A 16,879-nucleotide genomic window follows, 5' to 3' on the forward strand; every position below is an offset into this window, starting at 1 on the left:
AGGCTTTTGACAATTAATTACCACAAGTAAAAATCGTCAGGTCATCAGAATCTGATTGTGTGGCCGAGTTGTCCAGAGTCTCTGGAATACAATAAACGTGGTTGTTAAGCTTTAGACCTTTATTGTAGATGTCCAGGAGCTTATTAATATTATCGGCGGTGTTTCCTTCAAGGAAACGGAAGTATTTGTTTGGCAGACTTTCCTGACCAGGAGTTTTTAATCTTGAAATCAAGATACCGTAGGCCAGTTTACCTGAAGCACACATCTGTCTTTCACACGCCAGGTTAGCAGCGTATGCCGGGTCTTTAATGTACCCATTTGAGTCAAACAGAGTGATGTTCAGCTTTTTAGCTTCACTTGAAACATAGCGGTTTGTATAAACGCTGACGTCTACATAGTCATCAAGCTGACATTTTAATGTCTTTGAGTTGATCATCCCTGTACAGCACAGAGCGGGGTCAGCACCTGTTGTCATCTGTGTTCCGGCAGGTAGACATCCTCTAACTTCATCAGACTTGAAAATTTGTTTCATGCTTTGGAAGTTAGTATTATCTACAGCAGAGTAGCTGTACATTGTTGGAGCAGTGTTGCTGTCAACGTATTCTTTAATCGCACCACTCTTATAAAGAGTGCTTGGAGGAAGGTATGTACCTCCAGTGCTTGAAGCATTGTTTGGATAAGTGTTAGATCTTCCCGATGGATGAGACTTACAAGACATTCCGCGCTCTTCAGTTGCATCACTGTAATACTCTTCTGATGGGAATGAAATTTGTGGAATCCCCATTAGCTCCAGTCTTCCAAGGTAACTTAAAATTTCTTTTGCTTTAGGTGTGCTTGGCTGTGTCTGGGCCATTGGACAGGCCGGATCATCCGCTTCATATTGTGAACAAGTGTATCCACCTGTACCACCATACCAGTTGAAACATTTAAACATAGATGGAGCAAAGGCCTGGAAGCGAGAGCTTTCCCATTTTGTTCCACTTGTTGCGAAACTTCTTACCCAATCACCTGAACAGCTGGTTTTTTCAGCTAGTGATGTAAACGTTCTAAATTGATTTGCAAGAGTGGCCGTCGATTTACAAAGAAGAGGATCGGCCGGCGAACCACACTGATCTTTTGAGGCCACAGATAGTGCAGGGAAGTTTCCTGCATCTGTGTTTGATTCTTTGTACATGGTCGCAGCACGAGAGTAGCGGTACTTGTAACCAATTGATGTATCAAGTCCCGGAACTTGATTGTAGTTAATCAGGTTTACATTGTCTCCAGATGGAAGTGAAATTGTTTTACCAACTTCACGACAACAACGGTTGTTTTTTGGATCATAAAGAGAGCTGGTTTTTGCCTGGGCCTGAGAACAGACCAGTTCTTCCTGCCAGAACATGACTTCATATTTATTCAGGATATTAGTCACGACTGAATCAGCAGCGCTTAATGACTTGATTTTATCGCTTACAACTTTTGAAGGGCCACAATCCATATCTGTAAAACATGATGAACCAGGAGCGCGAAGACATCTGTTTTCCTGGAACGATGTTGTCGTCAGGATTGCACTTGTCGATTTATACAGACCAAAAGAGATCCCTTTGCTTGAGAAGATCGAATCAAAAATTCCCAGGACGTTGGTCGACATTGCCTGAGATCCGGCATCGTATTTTAAGTTAGGGTAGACAGAAGCGTTGCTAAATAAAGCGCCCGCTTGAGTTGTCGTGTTGTGATAGAAATTTTTTGTCGAGTCCATGATTGAACACGCATTCAGGTAGTTTGGAGCCGCGGTTGGCGTGCTCTTCCTGTAACTCATCCCGATTCCTAGAACTTTATCACCAGTAAACTCTGTGCCAGTAGGGGCCACACGATTTTGTTCAAGGAAACTTGTCTGGTCGACGTCACGGCCAGGAATACACATTGCCATGGCCTTATTGACGTTAAGATTTTTTAGTGTTTCAGCTCTAACAGTTTCAACACCATTAAATGAGTATGGACGTCCCGGGATAAGCGCCGCCAGACCGAAACTATCTACAGTTGAGTCTGTTCTTACTTTTCCGTAACGAGCGATGCGGTTGTTGAATTTCGCTGCAGGCACTCCGTTTACTGAAATTGACTGACAGTAAGTATTTGATGAACATGAGTGCATCTGTTGACTTGTCGACTGGTTGAAAGTCGAGTTCACGTTTACGTTGTTGTAGTTTTGTGTACAAAGTGCACCACGCCCGCGGTACACACAACGTTTTCCAGTTGTAGAAATACCAAGGATGCTAGTGAAGCGGTTATTGTCGAAATTCGTTTCAGGAATTTCTTTGGCATTATCATCAAATTTTGGCCAGCTGGTTGTGATTTCATTAACTGAAGCACATGAGTATTCCCATCCAAGAGTGGTCGCACAGTCATTGTCTGTTGAACACTGGTGGAATTGCTGACACTGGGCCCCGTCAGAATTGTAATCTGTAGTGACCATGTTTGAGCCAAGAGGGTTGAGTGTCCCATCATTGATTGTCACTTCATAAGTTGCTTCAAGAGTCAGGTCTCCAAAAAGACCGTTGACGGCAACGAACATTTTATTGCTTTCTGCTTTGATACGACGGTTTGTTCCGATAGAGAACCACTTCACACCATCAAAAGACCCGATAACCGAACCATAGTCAAATCCATACCAGTCATACTGGTAACCGTTAGCGAACATAAAGTGCTGAGCACGCATACGGTTCATGCGTTGAACTTGTGCAGTTGACTCAGTTCCATGTGTCCATGGGATCATTGTTGCTGGGACAAGACAGGCGCGTCCGAATTTCATTTCATCAGAGCGGATTCCGTTGCTCATTGAGCGGTTTGTCTGTCCAAGTAGTGGAACAGAACCACCACCAAATTGAGCAAGAGGAAAGAGTTTATTAAGTTGAGAGTAGTAGTCGTTTCCACACTGAACACAGTTTGAAAAAGACCCGCGGTCAACGTAGATATCGTATGTCGTGCCTTTTTTCACCGAAACTTCATAAGCAGGTTTTGCTGAACCGTTAGTGTATGAAAGGCTTCCGTAAATTTCGTTAAAACCTGTGTAAGTGTCACTTGTGTCTGCCGCATTAGTAATGTCTGGCATGTTGCTTGGGTTAAGCAGGTTATCATTTCTGTATTTGAACTCAGTTCCTTCCTGCTTTAAAGTGCTGGCGTTAACAGTTGTTTGAGCTGCTCCGTTTGAATCGTAGAAGCGCACTGGAACTGTTTTTGAGCTCAGGTAAATTTTTTGAGACATCGGTGGATCAACCGGATCAGGGTCTGGGTAAACACAGGCGTAATCAGTGATTGCGCCGGCAGTGTTTTTGACCGGAGTCAGGCTACAGTTTGTTCCTGAACATGAACAGATTGTTTTAATTTCATTCAACGCTGCTAGTTTTGACTCCATAACGTTGTTGACTGTCAGGTCTACGAAATATGAGATGCGGACCTTTTGGTCTTTAAAAACTTTAAGGGTGTTGACAGGAAGGAATTGAATAGTGCTTGGAGCACCGATGTTTAATTGCCAGTCCAGGTCTTGTTTTTGAGTGATCCCATCGACTTCAACTGTGATCGCTTTAGCAGTGTTAGCGTAGTAAGGAAGCTTAAAAATATTTGAGTCTGGGTAGTGGTCTGTGACACGGCCGCGGCGGTGAGCTGCGATTGTGTCTCCAGCATCGTCCTGGCCTTGGATATAGTACTTTTCACATTTCGCTAAAGAAGCATTGACTTGTGTACAGCTTGCATCGATTTTGTATTTGATAACCAGGTCATTTGAAACAGCAGCAGAAGGTTTTACTTTAACTTGAATTGCCGCTCCTGTTGCCAGGTCGTCGTTATGAGAACCTTCAATTCTCACTGCCGTATCTTCATAGATATTTGGCAGAAGTTGAGTGTCTGTTTTTGTCGTGTAGTCGTAAATAACAACTTCACCGTAGCTAATTTCTTCTATCGAAACCAGGGTCTGTTTATCAACGTTGATGTGAGTGAATGTGTCGGCAAAACTTCTGTCGTCTTTTCCAGCGCTGTAGAATTGACCGATCGTCGCATTGGTGTAAGTCTTAGTACAAAGACCGTATTCACCTTCAATCTTCGTTGTACAGTTATACAGGTTTGCCATCTTCTTCAGACGAACATTGGCCTCATTAACCGGGTCTGTTGGAGTTGTCGGTGTCGTTGGAGTTGTCACCGGCTGTGAACAGATGAAATAGTATTGAGGGTACAGGTAAACGTTAGAAGGATTGTTTAAAATATCCTGTAGTGCCTGAAGGTACTCATTTGAAGAAGTGTCTACACCTGGCCTTTGAGCAAGGTCTTTTACACACTGACCTGAACTACAACAGTCATAACCTTGAGATGTACATTGTGAAGAGTCTGTACAAGTCTGTCCTGAAGAAGAGTTCCCACTTGTGCTGTTTGAAACAGTGAAAAGTAAATGTTTCGTTGCAATCTGAGTTAAGGGCGTTCCTGTCGTGCTGTACAACTCAAGTGATTGACCTGGGTATGATGAACTTGAACATGTTCCCGTTGGACAGATTTCTGATATTTGGTATTTTGGAGTAAGAGCAGGGTATAAGCTGTAAAGCTTGTTGATGACACCTGTCTTCTGACAAAAGCTTTGGTTTGATGTTACGTCAGATGGAGAAATATTGTAGTAGTACTCAAGTGTCTGTGAAGTAAAGTTATAGACCGAGCGAGGGATTGCTGCCATCAAGATAACTTTGTTGACTGCCGCTTGTGTGTAGCGTGAAGTTAGACAAACAATATTTGAAGTCCCTGTGCTTCTGATGTAACTGTCGACATCTTTTCCGCGCAGCTGGATGTAATCAGAAAAATTTAAACTAAGTGGAACACTTGAGAGATAAACACTTGCACCGTTTTGGATAAAATTGTTTCCAGCTGTGAATTCTGGAAGTTTTGTTGTGCCACTTGAATCAGTTGTGCTGGCACTCTTAAGGGAATTGCGTTTTGATTGTGGCGATTGGATACACCCTTGTAAAAAAAGAGTGAGAACCATCACAAGGATAGTGATGCCTCCAAACTTTTTTAAATGTGTCTTTAAATAATCCATCAAGTCCACAAGCCTTTTTGCAACAAAGTTCTTAAATCTATTCGGTTTTCCCTTGATAACCTTTCGTTAATTTTAAAAGCCTTCTGAAACAGTAGGGTTTTAATTCCGGTGATTGATTATTTTCAGAGAGTTAAGCCAATTGTGGAAAGTGTGGAATAGGACGTTTCTGCCCATTTTTCTCGGCGAGGAGAAAATTTAAATAAAAAATCTTCCCATTGAGGTTTCTATTCTAGGCCCTTGAGATCACGATTTAGCAGCTTAATTCCGATCGAAAAGCTCAAGAAAAAGGCGGTTTCCCCCGATACTGGGGAGAGTTCAAACAACTCAAAGTGGAGTTAATCACGATGAAATGCAAAATTCTTTTTTTGATCGCGGTTTCAACGATGTCATTCCAGGTGATGGCAGAGAGTAAGACAATTGATCAAATGATAAGCTCAATGAAGCTTGAAAAGATGCAGGCAGAAGTGATGATTAACCGTCTTGCCCAAAGCGGGCGTTTTAATTCTGAGGAAGCTCAGAGAGCAAAAAGAGAAATTGCCAGTGTACAAGAGGAGAGTGTTCAGGAAATGAAGTCCTCTGCTCTTGAAAAAATTCAGACTTCAAAATCTTTCGCCAACAAATAATCTACTCCATTAATTCCAGCAAAGTTAAAAGTGCTTTATCTGAAAAGCGGTCTTTTAATTTTACTCTGTCTCCTGGAAATTGATACAACACAGCTGTGTTTTTTTCTTTAGAAGCAATCCCAATGGCCACTGTTCCTACTGGTTTTTCTTTTGATCCACCACTCGGGCCGGCAATGCCGGTGATTGAAACAGCATAATCCGTTTTTAAAAGTTCGCGCACTCCACGGGCCATTTCTATAGCGCATTCAACACTGACTGCACCAAATTTTTCCAGCGTCTCTTTTTGAACGCCTAAAACATTTTCTTTAATCGAGTTGTCGTAAGAGATAATCCCGCCGTAAAAAACAGCGCTTGATCCAGAGAGATCAGTGATCTTTGATGATGTCAGTCCTCCAGTGCATGATTCAGCAAAAGCAAAGGTGCATTTTTTCTCCAAAGCTTTTTCTAACACCATATCGTGGATCGCACGATTTCCCCATTGCCAGACATGAGGAGCAAGAGGAGTTTTCATGATGAGTTCTTTAATCTTTTGTGATTTTTCTTCGAACTCTTTTTGTGATCCGGTAAAACCGATGACTATATCAATTCCAATGGTGTGAGGAAGTGAACTCACTTTTCCAAAGGCCTCCAGGTCTTGCCAAAGAGTCGGGCAGAGTTCAAAGAAGATTTTTTCTTCAGGAACTCCTTGAGTCCTGATAACGCATTGGTGGTTTTCTTTTAGCCTATCGGCAAATTCTTTTTTGATGAGCGGATAAAATTCTTCTTCTACCATCGCCGTAAATTCGCGCGGCACTCCGGGAGCGGCCATGACGAGTTTTTTATCGGCCGTAAAAAAAGCAAGTCCGGGAGCAAGTCCTCTTGGATTATTGATGGCGATAAAATCCTGGGGGAAAAAGTGATAATGGTTAGTTTCCGGAGTCCAGCTTCTCCCAAAACGGATGTAATTTTCGGCCACAAGTTCGGCGACGTCGTTTCTTTCAACAACTGGTTTTTTGAAAAAATCGGCCAGGGTGTTTTTGGTTTTATCATCGAGAGTGGGTCCAATTCCTCCACTGGTAATGACGATATCGCTGTCAAAAAAAGAAGCGTTCAAGGCCGCAGTCATCTCCTCGGCGTTGTCGCGAATAAAGCGCAGTGACTTAAATTCCAGGCCCTTTTTAAAGAGAAACTTCGAGAGCCACGAACCGTTTAAATCAGTCGTTCTGCCATTTAATATTTCATCTCCAATGACGATCATGGAAACGGTTAATGCTTTACTCATTTTTCTCTCCGAGAAACTCTTGTTTTATAGCTTTAAATTTTGCCATAAAACGCTTATACTTGTCTCATCCAATATTGAGACAAACCAATGACAAAAAAAATTCAATTCACACTCGATTACAATGAGGACGTTGAAGTCTATTTGGACTCTCATTTTCCCGATCATGTGGACTACCGCATTTTAAATCAGGCCCTCGATGCCAGAGGTGCCCAGAGAGGAAAAACTCCTCGCTACACTTACAATGTTGAGATTTTAAGTCCGGGCGAGCAGTTTGAAGCGGCCAGAGAGCAATTCCCTCAACTAGGATCATTTAAAAATAAACCCATTATCATTGGGGCGGGCCCCGGTGGGCTTTTTTGTGCCTTACGTTTAGCAGATTACGGAGTGCCGTCGATTGTGATTGAGCGCGGAGACCGCGCTCACAACCGAATGCTGCATATTTCGAAGTTCTGGAGATACGGAGAATTTAACACGGAAAACAACGTGTGTTACGGTGAAGGAGGCGCAGGCCTTTTTTCTGATGGAAAACTGATTACCCGAATCAAATCTCCTTTCGTTCAGTACGTCATGAATCGTTTTGTGGATTTCGGTGCCCCGAAAGAAACAGCGTATATTTCTAACCCGCACTTGGGTTCAAACAAAATCAGAGCACTCATTAACAAGATGACTGAGTACTTGGTCTCAAAGGGATCTGAAGTTCGCTACAATACCCGAGTAGACCGTTTGCTTTATGAAGGAAAAAAAATTATCGGCGTTGAATTAAACACCGGAGAAAAACTTTTTTCTAACAGTGTTGTCCTGGCCACCGGGCATTCGGCCAAGGAAATGTACTACCACCTGGAAGAGTTAGGGGTGGAAATGAAACAAAAAGACTTCGCAGTTGGTGTGCGTATCGAGCATCCTCGCGAACTCATTGATCATATTCAATACGGAAAATTTGCAGGCCTTGAGCTGGGAGCTGCCCGTTACCGCTTGAGTTACGAAGACCCGAAGACAAAAAAAGGAACTTATAGTTTCTGTATGTGCCCGGGAGGCTATGTACTTTCTTCGGGAACAGAGGCCAATGGAATCGTCGTCAATGGAATGAGTAACTACGCCCGCAATTCCCGCTGGTCGAATGCTGCTTTAGTTGTCAGCGTTCGCGCCGGAGTAGATTTCTCAAGTGATAAGCTGCTTGCCGGATTGGATTTTCAGCACGGAATTGAACAAAAGGCCTACCAGGCCTCAATGGCCCGTGCCCATGGAAGAGAGCTTCCTGCTCAGACACTCAAAGAGTTTATGAATCATTCTTTGAATCCTTCGAATGAAGGAGTCAAAACATCAACACCTTCAGGAATTGTAAAAACTCCATTAAGAGACATATTACCGCAATTTGTGACTAAACATTTAGAGCAAGCTCTGGTAAAATTTGATGATAACTTAAAAGGCTTTATTTCAGATAAAGCACTACTGATTGCACCAGAAACTAGGACATCGGCACCCGTGACGATTGCCCGCAATAAAGAGACGATGGAATCAACCAGCCACCAGGGGCTTTATCCTTGCGGCGAAGGCGCAGGCCATGCCGGAGGGATTACCAGTGCAGCGGTTGATGGCGTAAAAATCGCCATGTCTCTTTTAAAAACAGAAAAAGGATTTGAACCATGACTATTAAAACGACGTTAGCGCTTACTCTTTTCTCGCTATCATTTTCTACTTTCGCTGCCATCTCAGAATACAATGCTCCAGAAATTCTGGCGCGCGCTAATATCGGCGACGGATACAATCTTCCACCGATGAGTTTTCTTTCAAACACATCACCGGTTATCAACAACCGCGGAGACGTAAGCTTTAAACTTATGGCCTTTAATGGAGAAAACACTCAAGGGCTATGGCTTAAGCGTGGAATTGATGAGAGCGGAAAGATTGTTTATTCAACAGATGAAACAAAATTTGTGACAGACCCGAGTCTTAACGATGCAGGTGTGATTGCGTTTAACACATACGATGATTTTGCGAGCGATGGGATCTTTACCTTCAACGGTGATTCGTCTGAAGTAAAGCAAGTTCTAAAGCCAGCAAACGAAGACATCGCTTTTTATACATACCCACAGGTGCTGACAAACGGAAAAGTTTATTTCCGCGGGACAGACCAGGAAAATGCACGCACGTATTTCCAGTATGACGGGTCATTAAAGCCCATCATCGCGGAAGGTGCGAGCTCATACGGACAAAAATCTTCATACCTGTTTAAACCTTACTTAAACGACTCTGGGGCCATGGCCTTCAAGAGACGCATTGGTGACGTAGGACAATGGGACGAATCAAACGGTGATGAAATCCTGATGCTAAAACCAAATGGATCTTCATTGGAGCCAGTGGTTATTGCCCGTGATAAAGACATGGACCCGAATTCTGTCTTTAGAGGATTCACCAACTCAGCTAGTATTTCAAAAAACAACATGGTGGCCTTCACTGCTGTTTTAGAAGACGGAACAAAAGCCCTTATTCGCTACAAAGAAGGGCATTTGAAAAATGTTGTGATTGAAAAATCAGACGGGATTTCAGAAATCGAAATGTTCTCGCCAAAAATCAACGAGCAAGGACAAATTCTTTTTAGAGCAAAAGATATGGACGGCAAGCGCGGAATTTATCTTGCTGATTCAAAAGAAGTCAAAAAGATCGTCGCTGAAGGTGATGAAGTGATGACTGACTTAGGAATGGGAAAAATTCTTTCGAATCCAAATTTCCCTGGATTCGGAGGAGATGTGGATATGAACGATCATGGAGAGATTGTTTTTTATTGCCTGGTTGTGGGCGCAAAAGACAATAAGGAATGGGGTTCGGCAGTCTACAAAGTCTCGCCTAAGCTCTAATAAAAAAGCATGCAGTATTCTTCAAAAGATAAAATCGAAAAAAATTACGATGTCATCGTTATTGGGTCAGGCCTTGCCGGCATGACCCTCGCTAATAAAATGGCCCGTGATGGACGTTCTGTATTATTACTCGAGTCTCACAATAAGTTAGGTGGATTTGCCACTTGGTTTAAAAGAAAAGACGGCTCACATATTTTTGATGTCTCTCTTCATGGCTTCCCGGTGGGAATGATTAAGACTTGCCGCAAGTACTGGAGCAAAGATATTGCTGATCGCATTCACCAGTTAAAGTCTGTCCGTTACATCAATCCACAATTTGAAGTGGAAACAGATTTTACGAAAGAGCACTTCATTAAAGTCCTGATCGAAAAATTCGGCGTGAAAGAAGAAACCGTTGTCGGTTTTTTTGATGAACTAGCCAATATGAATTTCTACGACAACTCAAAGATGACCAACGGAGAGTTGTTTGAAAAATACTTCCCTGGACGCTCAGACATCACGCGCTTTTTACTAGAACCGATCGTCTATGCTAACGGATCAAACCTGGAAGACCCGGCGATTAGTTACGGGATCGTATTCTCAAACTTCATGAGTAAAGGTGTTTATATCTTCCACGGTGGAACAGATACGATGATTGGGATGATGAAGGAAGAGATGCTTAAAAACGGCGTCGATATCCAGCTTCAGGCCCGCGTGGATAGAATTGTGATTGAAAATGGAAAAGCAGTTGGAGTGGAAGTTAAAGGCCACAGGATCACCTCGAAGGCCGTTGTTTCAAATTCAAACTTAAAAAGCACTGTCAATAAAATGGTTGGGCGTGAGCACTTCTCGCCTGAATTTGTAAAAAAATCTGATGAGGTCAGGCTCAACACTTCTTCTTGTCAGGTCTACATGGGGCTAAAACAAGGGGAGAGCATTCCTTTTATCGGTGATCTGATTTTTACTTCAGAAGATAAAGACTTCTCAACTGATCTGATTCTTTCTCCAAAAGTAGGAAGCCAGACATTCTCTTTATACTATCCGGAAATGAGACCCCACCTCGATCCAAAGTACGCAATTGTTTCAAGCTCTAACGCCCGTTATGAAGACTGGAAAAACCTTTCTGAAGAAGAGTATGAAAAGCAAAAAGCTTACTTGATTGAAAAAGCGCTTAGTGGTCTAGAAAAAATTCTTCCCGGTATCCGCGAGAAAATCGATTACGTCGATGCGGCCACTCCATTAACAGTTGAACGCTACACACTTCATGAAAGGGGCGCAAGCTTCGGGACAAAATTTGAAGGTTTAGATGTCTCGATGAATATGCACAAAGAACTTCCTGGGCTCTTCCACGCGGGTTCTGTGGGCATTATTATGTCGGGATGGCTGGGAGCTGCCAACTACGGAGTCATTCAGGCCCACGAAGTCGACAACTACCTCACAAAATTAGAAAAGCTTTAGTAACAGTAAAGAACTGTCGTCCAGTTTCCACCGTATTCTTTTGGTAGCTCAACCAGAAGCGCTCTCACCGGACGTGAGTGAATTTCAAACTGGTGTTCTCCTTCCCATCTCACTCTTCCATCAATGGTGAATGCATTGAGGTAATAGATATTGTTAATCATGTCTCCATTCGGGATCACCTGTCCTGGAAACAGGCGCATATATCCTTTGGTTTCCCAAATGCCGTTAGGGTTTTGTGAGCGAGTGGCCACCATGACTTCCTGGTAGCAGTTATTTTGTAGATAGAGGTGAACGACTTTGTCGTGCTTATCAGCAGAAGGCGAGAAGTAAGACTCAATAGTTCCGGTTGTGGCAAAAGCGCTGATGCTTGAAAAAAGCGCGATTAATAGTCCTAGTGTTTTCATTCATTCCTCCTTCGAAATAAAAATTCTCTATTTTAAATGTAGGGAGACAGTGAGAGTCTGCAAACTAAAGAAAACATCCATTTTCTAACACCTATATGACACGGGGCAAGTGGAGCTTAAAACTTTCTCAGGCTAAAATCCCTGCACAAAATAGACTTAAGGAAGTGTTATGGATTTTAAAGACCAAACGGTTATTGTTACTGGGGGAACGCGCGGAATCGGCCGCGGGATCACTGAATCCTTTTTAAAAAATGGTGCGACAGTGATTGCCACATATGCAGGCAATGATGAAGCGGCAAGAAAAATGAAAGAGGAAAACTCAACTTTCGGTGAAAAACTGCAAGTGAAAAAATGTGACGTTCGCGATGAAGCGGCGGTGATCGAGTTTTTTAAATACATCGAAAACACTTTTCCAAAAATTGAAGTTCTAATCAACAACTCAGGAATCAGAAGAGATCAATTGACGGCGACGATGACAATGGCCGAATGGAATGACGTGATCAATACGAACTTAACAGGAACATTCCTGATGAGTAAGCACGCTGTTTTACAATTTATGAAAAACCGTTACGGACGCATCGTCAACATGTCTTCGATCGGAGGCTCTCTTGGTCTTCCAGGACAAGCAAACTATGCTGCTTCAAAAGCAGGACAGATTGCGATTTCAAAATCACTTTCAAAAGAAGTCGCTAAACGTGGGATCACTGTCAATAACGTGTGCCCGGGATTTATCGACACTGAACTTCTGGCAGATCTTCCGGAAGATCAACGAAAAGAATACATGAAAGATGTTCCGATGAAGCGCTTTGGTCGCGTTGAAGAAGTGGCAAGCGCCGTTTTATTCTTAGCAAGCCGTGAAGCCAGCTATATCACGGGAGCAAGCCTTGAGATTTCTGGAGGACTTTAATGAGCACTTATCCCGACATCCTGGACTTAATTCCCCAAAGACCTCCTTTTTTATTTGTCGATAAAATCATCGATAGATCAGATCAGAAAATCACGACGACTTTAAAACTAACTGGGAACGAAGACTTTTTTAAAGGTCACTTCCCAGGTAATCCGATTATGCCAGGGGTGCTTTTACAGGAGGCCCTTTTCCAGTCAGGTGCTGCTTTAATGGCAGGACGTGCTGGTGGAGGATTGGGAGTTGTCACTAGAGTTCAAAATGCCAAATTTAAAAATATGGTTCGTCCTGGAGATGAGCTAGTCATGGACGTTGAATTAACAGAATCCATTTCCAATGCTCACTACATGAAGGGCACAACGAAGGTTGATGGAAAAACTGTTTTAGTCATCGAGTTTGCTGTTGCCAGCGTTTAAGGAAAACTATGAGCTTTTTAAAATTAGAAAATAAAACATTTTTAATCACTGGTGTGGCCAATAAAAAATCTGTGGCCTACTTTTCGGCAAAAACGCTGGAAGAAAATGGGGCAGACCTGATATTTACTGTTCAAAGTGCAGATGCCAAAGAAAAAGTGGAAAAGTTTTTTCCAGGCAAAAAAGTTTTTATTCTCGATGTTGAAAATGAAGCGAGTATCACTGATCTTGGAAGAAAGCTTCAAGATGACAAAGTCACTCTTCATGGATTCCTTCATTCAATTGCTTTTGCCAATTACTCAGAAGGGATGAAGCCCTTTCACGAAACAAAACTTGCTGATTATCTTCAAGCTTCAAATATCTCATGTTTCTCACTTGTGGCGATGTCAAACGCCATTAAGCCGGTATTGGCCGCTGACGCTTCAGTGGTGACGATTTCTATTTCGAGCACACGTGCAACTAACTACGGTTATATGGGGCCGATTAAAGCGTCACTAGATGCCACTGTCGCATACCTGGCAAAATCATTTTCTGCTGATACGAAAGTGCGCTTCAATGCTGTTTGCTCAGGACCACTTAAAACTTCAGCTTCAGCTGGAATCCCGGGTTATATCGACAACTATCTTTATGCTGAGCAACTGACTATGAGACATGAGGCCTTGGAGACGCAAGAAGTGGCAAACACTGTGGCGTTTCTTATGAGTCCGGCCTCAAGTGGCGTGAATGCTTCAAATATGGTAGTGGATGCAGGGATGGGCGCCAACTACTTCGATGAAAAAGTTGTTGAGGCCTACGCGAAAAGAACCTAGGATTTTCTCAGAATAAATATCATGAAAAGCAGATAAATCCCGATGGCCGCGATGGTAAACTTCAGGATGTTTTCTGTCTGTTCATTTTGTGCCTGCACACTCTCTTGATAGTATTTTGCGATGATCTTCATTTCACTAGAGATATTGACTTCTTTAATGTCTTTTAAGATCACGTCGATCTCTTTAACTCTTTTATGAATCGTCTCCAGATGCTTTTGGTATTTCACCAGGTCTTCATTCGTTGTATTGGCAAAACTAATGATTTGCCCCAGGATTTTCTGGTCTTCTAAAAGGCGCATCTCATTTTCTTTATGAGATGAGGCAATGAACATGTAAGCGTCTAAGATGCATTCGCGGTAGAAATCTCTTTTATCAAGAGTGTACTTGATATTCTTTTTTTCTAATTCATTGTAAGCGGGAAGAAGGGCTGAAGAGCTTTCTCTTAATTCTGCACGGGCCTTTTCAAAGTTCTGTAATTGTTTGACTCTCATTTCGAAATGAGACCTGATTTTTTTTACCGACTCTGTCAGCTCAGGAGTGCTGCGATTGATGTCGTTAATGAGTCCGAGTAATTCATTGATTCTCAGGATTTCATCAGAAAGCTCAGAACTATCGGCCGTTAAGTTCTTTCGAAGATAGAAGGCGGTATTGGCGACCTGAGAGTCAATTGAGCGCAGTTCATCGAAATCAAAGCGTAAAACACTCTTTCCCGGTTCAATCTGTGTGAGGTTTTTATAAAAGAGCACACCACTGATGAGAGTGATGAGCATAGTAGAAAGAATAAATATCTTTAATCGCATAATTTAAGAATAATGCCCGAAGACGCCCAAGTTTGCGAGTCCTATCGGAATCTTGACTAAAATTCTTGAGTTTTATGTGCGAAACACTTCTTGTGAGAACAATTCTGGGCACTTTTTACGAGGAGTGACGGACGCTAAATATACACAATTAAAACGGTCAAGTTTTCCCTAGGGACCACCGAAGAGCCTCTATACAATGTCACGTAGTAGATGGGGCAGTCTTTATGAGAATCAAATTCATCGCTACATTCATGTTTCTTCTGATAGGCCAGTTTGCACTGGCGCAGGAAGATTTTAATTACCTGACATTGAACAAAGATATCGCAAGCTCGGCCGGAACCGGATTGGATACAATCGGTGGTGGAGAAGCGGATCTTTATCAACAAATCGCCAACGAATTTAATCTTGAGTATGAAAATATCGGAAAAAGAGAAGCGGCCAAAGTTCTGGCGGGCAATGCTCTTTCTATTACCGGTGGGCTCAATAGCATCGGGTTCTCTTATAAAAAACCATTCATCAATTTTGGAGTCAGCGTTGACAGAAACCTGGCACCGGATCTTTTTGACGACAAGAGATGGATCGTAACCGATACATTCACAGTTGATATCGATGCTTCTAAAGTTTTAGGAAGCCTGCGCGATTCAGGCGCGATTGATATGACCGAACAAAACTTCGCGGCCTTTGCCGGAGTTGTCTTTAAGAGAAAGTTCACATGGGTTCACTACGCCAATTCATACAACGATGGATTAATGGGGCATTTCGAAAAACTCTTCATGCCTTTTAATGCTTTAACTTTTTCTAACGTTGCTAAACTTGATGCAAATGAAATGATCTTTAAAGAAGACTCTATTTCTGTAAAAGCAGGAGGGCTTGTTTCAGCTCCTCTTTATACCGGTGTAACTGGTATGGCCGGAGTTCTGGCAAGGTTTGAGCGCTTGACCAGAGTAGAGGTTGTCTCTCTTGGGAACTCAAATATCCAGGTGAGTTCTGAAAAAACAAAAGTGGCCTCTGCTGGTTTTAACCTCGCTATTCAGGCCGACTTCCTTAAGATTTTAAGAATGACACTTCTTTCGTATGACTTTAACTACGAAATGCAATCGAGCTATAAAGTTTACTTAAACATCCCGCAAATGGATTTAATGGAAATGGACACTCAAAGCCCGGTGGCGATGGAGTTGACTCAGATCCTAAAAAACCGCGAAGGGGATTTAGATACACTTGCTCCTTACATTATTTCTGAAGAGAAAAAAGTGTCCCAGACGATTTCACACAAATACAACTTCCTTCTTCTTGGAGCTCAAAAGAGTTCAAAAACTCAGCAGATCGAAATCACTAAAGAAGGTCGAGTAAAAACGTTCTTCCGTCATTATTATGAAAAAATGAAGTACACGGAAGATTTCCTGTCTCGCTTATTTGCAAGTTTAATCTATGCGATTACAAACTCGGATGTTTCTGCCACAAAGCTTGCGAGCGATACAAAAAAAGTCACTATTGAGTACGATGCAACCAGAAACCTGCTTGAAGGGCGCGAAGACCTTTACGTAGGAGAAAGAGCATCTAATGAACAAAAACTTTCGATGACTTTTACTTCTGACTTTAAAACTCAAAAGACAAAAGGTTTCTCTGGGAAAAAATACCGTGAACGTGCGAAATTCATCCTTGAGAGATACTCAGGTGTAGACCCGCTTGCCATCAGTATGATTGAGAGTGAACACTTAGTGGCGCCTTTTCATATCGAAGGAAAATATCAGGTGAACATTGATGGTATCCGCTATCTCAACACATTAGGTGTGAACACCGTTTTTGATCATTTCGATGGTCTGTGTGACGAGTACCCAAAAAACAGTTTCATCAATTTCAGAAACCTTTTTGATAACTGCCGCAAGAATCTTCAAAATGATTATATTGATTACATGAAAGACTTAACTCACGATAAAGTTTCAAGTGATGAGATTGAAAGATGCGAGAAGAAATCTTTAAAATACATTTTCTTCCCAAGTAAAAGAAGAGCGTTTATTAAAAACTGTCTTGCTGAAGTCAACAAGCTTCCGGCGACAGAATGGGTTAATGTCCCTCTATGGCCGCTTAAGAACTTATCGACAAATATCGTGAATAACTCTTACAGCAAGGTTCACTTCTATAACCTGTTTGGTTTAACGAATGTGTTCTTCTTCGGTACATTTGATGCCAATACTGCTGATGGGCGTGCTTTCACAACCAGCTTCCATGAGGGGGCGTTTAAAGGGTTGGGAGCAGTTGACCACTACATGCGTGTGGAGAATTTAAGAGCTCCATCATCAGTAGTTGTTGACCAGTAGGA

At 42.4% G+C, this 16,879-nt stretch carries 12 protein-coding genes; 8 read left to right on the top strand and 4 right to left on the bottom strand.

Going from position 1 to position 16,879, the window contains the following annotated elements; all coding sequences use genetic code 11:
• Positions 1–13 precede the first annotated feature (13 nt).
• Positions 14–5,053 (bottom strand): hypothetical protein, encoded by a 5,040-nt coding sequence (locus C0V70_RS08345; RefSeq protein WP_102243408.1) that lies wholly within the window; start codon positions 5,051–5,053, stop codon positions 14–16.
• A 344-nt stretch (positions 5,054–5,397) separates the two neighbouring features.
• Between C0V70_RS08345 and C0V70_RS08350 the strand changes: the two genes are divergently transcribed.
• Positions 5,398–5,676, top strand: coding sequence for a hypothetical protein (locus C0V70_RS08350; RefSeq protein WP_102243409.1), 279 nt, complete (start codon positions 5,398–5,400; stop codon positions 5,674–5,676).
• 1 nt (position 5,677) lies between these two features.
• Here C0V70_RS08350 and C0V70_RS08355 read toward each other — a convergent pair whose 3' ends face one another.
• Positions 5,678–6,937, bottom strand: coding sequence for a CinA family nicotinamide mononucleotide deamidase-related protein (locus C0V70_RS08355; RefSeq protein WP_102243410.1), 1,260 nt, complete (start codon positions 6,935–6,937; stop codon positions 5,678–5,680).
• Between the two features lie 87 nt (positions 6,938–7,024).
• Between C0V70_RS08355 and C0V70_RS08360 the strand changes: the two genes are divergently transcribed.
• From C0V70_RS08360 to C0V70_RS08370, 3 genes are read left to right on the top strand one after another with little or no spacing between them, the layout of a single operon-like run.
• The gene (locus C0V70_RS08360; protein ID WP_102243411.1) at positions 7,025–8,584 is read left to right on the top strand and encodes an NAD(P)/FAD-dependent oxidoreductase; all 1,560 of its coding nucleotides are present in this window, start codon (positions 7,025–7,027) and stop codon (positions 8,582–8,584) included.
• Positions 8,581–9,792: a DUF7453 family protein gene (locus C0V70_RS08365; RefSeq protein WP_102243412.1), complete on the top strand. Its 1,212-nt coding sequence runs from the start codon at positions 8,581–8,583 to the stop codon at positions 9,790–9,792. The genes C0V70_RS08360 and C0V70_RS08365 overlap by 4 nt, the downstream gene beginning before the upstream one ends.
• A gap of 9 nt (positions 9,793–9,801) precedes the next feature.
• Positions 9,802–11,229 carry a phytoene desaturase family protein gene (locus C0V70_RS08370; protein ID WP_102243413.1) on the top strand — a complete coding sequence of 476 codons (1,428 nt, stop codon included), beginning with the start codon at positions 9,802–9,804 and terminating at the stop codon, positions 11,227–11,229.
• Here the strand turns inward: C0V70_RS08370 and C0V70_RS08375 are convergent.
• The gene (locus C0V70_RS08375) at positions 11,226–11,633 is read right to left on the bottom strand and encodes a DUF1036 domain-containing protein (RefSeq protein ID WP_102243414.1); all 408 of its coding nucleotides are present in this window, start codon (positions 11,631–11,633) and stop codon (positions 11,226–11,228) included. The two genes, C0V70_RS08370 and C0V70_RS08375, sit on opposite strands and share 4 nt — an antisense overlap.
• Positions 11,634–11,802: 169 nt before the next feature.
• On the opposite strand from C0V70_RS08375, the gene fabG reads away from it, so the two are divergent.
• From fabG to C0V70_RS08390, 3 genes are read left to right on the top strand one after another with little or no spacing between them, the layout of a single operon-like run.
• A complete protein-coding gene (gene fabG / locus C0V70_RS08380; RefSeq protein ID WP_102243415.1) occupies positions 11,803–12,540 on the top strand; it encodes a 3-oxoacyl-ACP reductase FabG in 738 nt (245 codons plus the stop codon).
• Positions 12,540–12,953, top strand: coding sequence for a 3-hydroxyacyl-ACP dehydratase FabZ (fabZ, locus tag C0V70_RS08385; RefSeq protein WP_102243416.1), 414 nt, complete (start codon positions 12,540–12,542; stop codon positions 12,951–12,953). Before fabG ends, fabZ begins: the two co-directional genes overlap by 1 nt.
• Before the next feature lie 8 nt (positions 12,954–12,961).
• Positions 12,962–13,759 carry an enoyl-ACP reductase FabI gene (locus C0V70_RS08390; RefSeq protein ID WP_102243417.1) on the top strand — a complete coding sequence of 266 codons (798 nt, stop codon included), beginning with the start codon at positions 12,962–12,964 and terminating at the stop codon, positions 13,757–13,759.
• On the opposite strand, the gene C0V70_RS08395 is transcribed toward C0V70_RS08390, so the two are convergent.
• Positions 13,756–14,559, bottom strand: coding sequence for a hypothetical protein (locus C0V70_RS08395; protein WP_133566733.1), 804 nt, complete (start codon positions 14,557–14,559; stop codon positions 13,756–13,758). The genes C0V70_RS08390 and C0V70_RS08395 overlap by 4 nt on opposite strands.
• A gap of 224 nt (positions 14,560–14,783) precedes the next feature.
• Here C0V70_RS08395 and C0V70_RS08400 point away from each other — a divergent pair, with 224 nt between their 5' ends.
• Positions 14,784–16,877 carry a hypothetical protein gene (locus C0V70_RS08400; protein WP_102243419.1) on the top strand — a complete coding sequence of 698 codons (2,094 nt, stop codon included), beginning with the start codon at positions 14,784–14,786 and terminating at the stop codon, positions 16,875–16,877.
• Positions 16,878–16,879 lie beyond the last annotated feature (2 nt).

The organism is Bacteriovorax stolpii (assembly GCF_002872415.1).
In the GTDB taxonomy this organism is placed as follows: Bacteria; Bdellovibrionota; Bacteriovoracia; order Bacteriovoracales; family Bacteriovoracaceae; genus Bacteriovorax; species Bacteriovorax stolpii.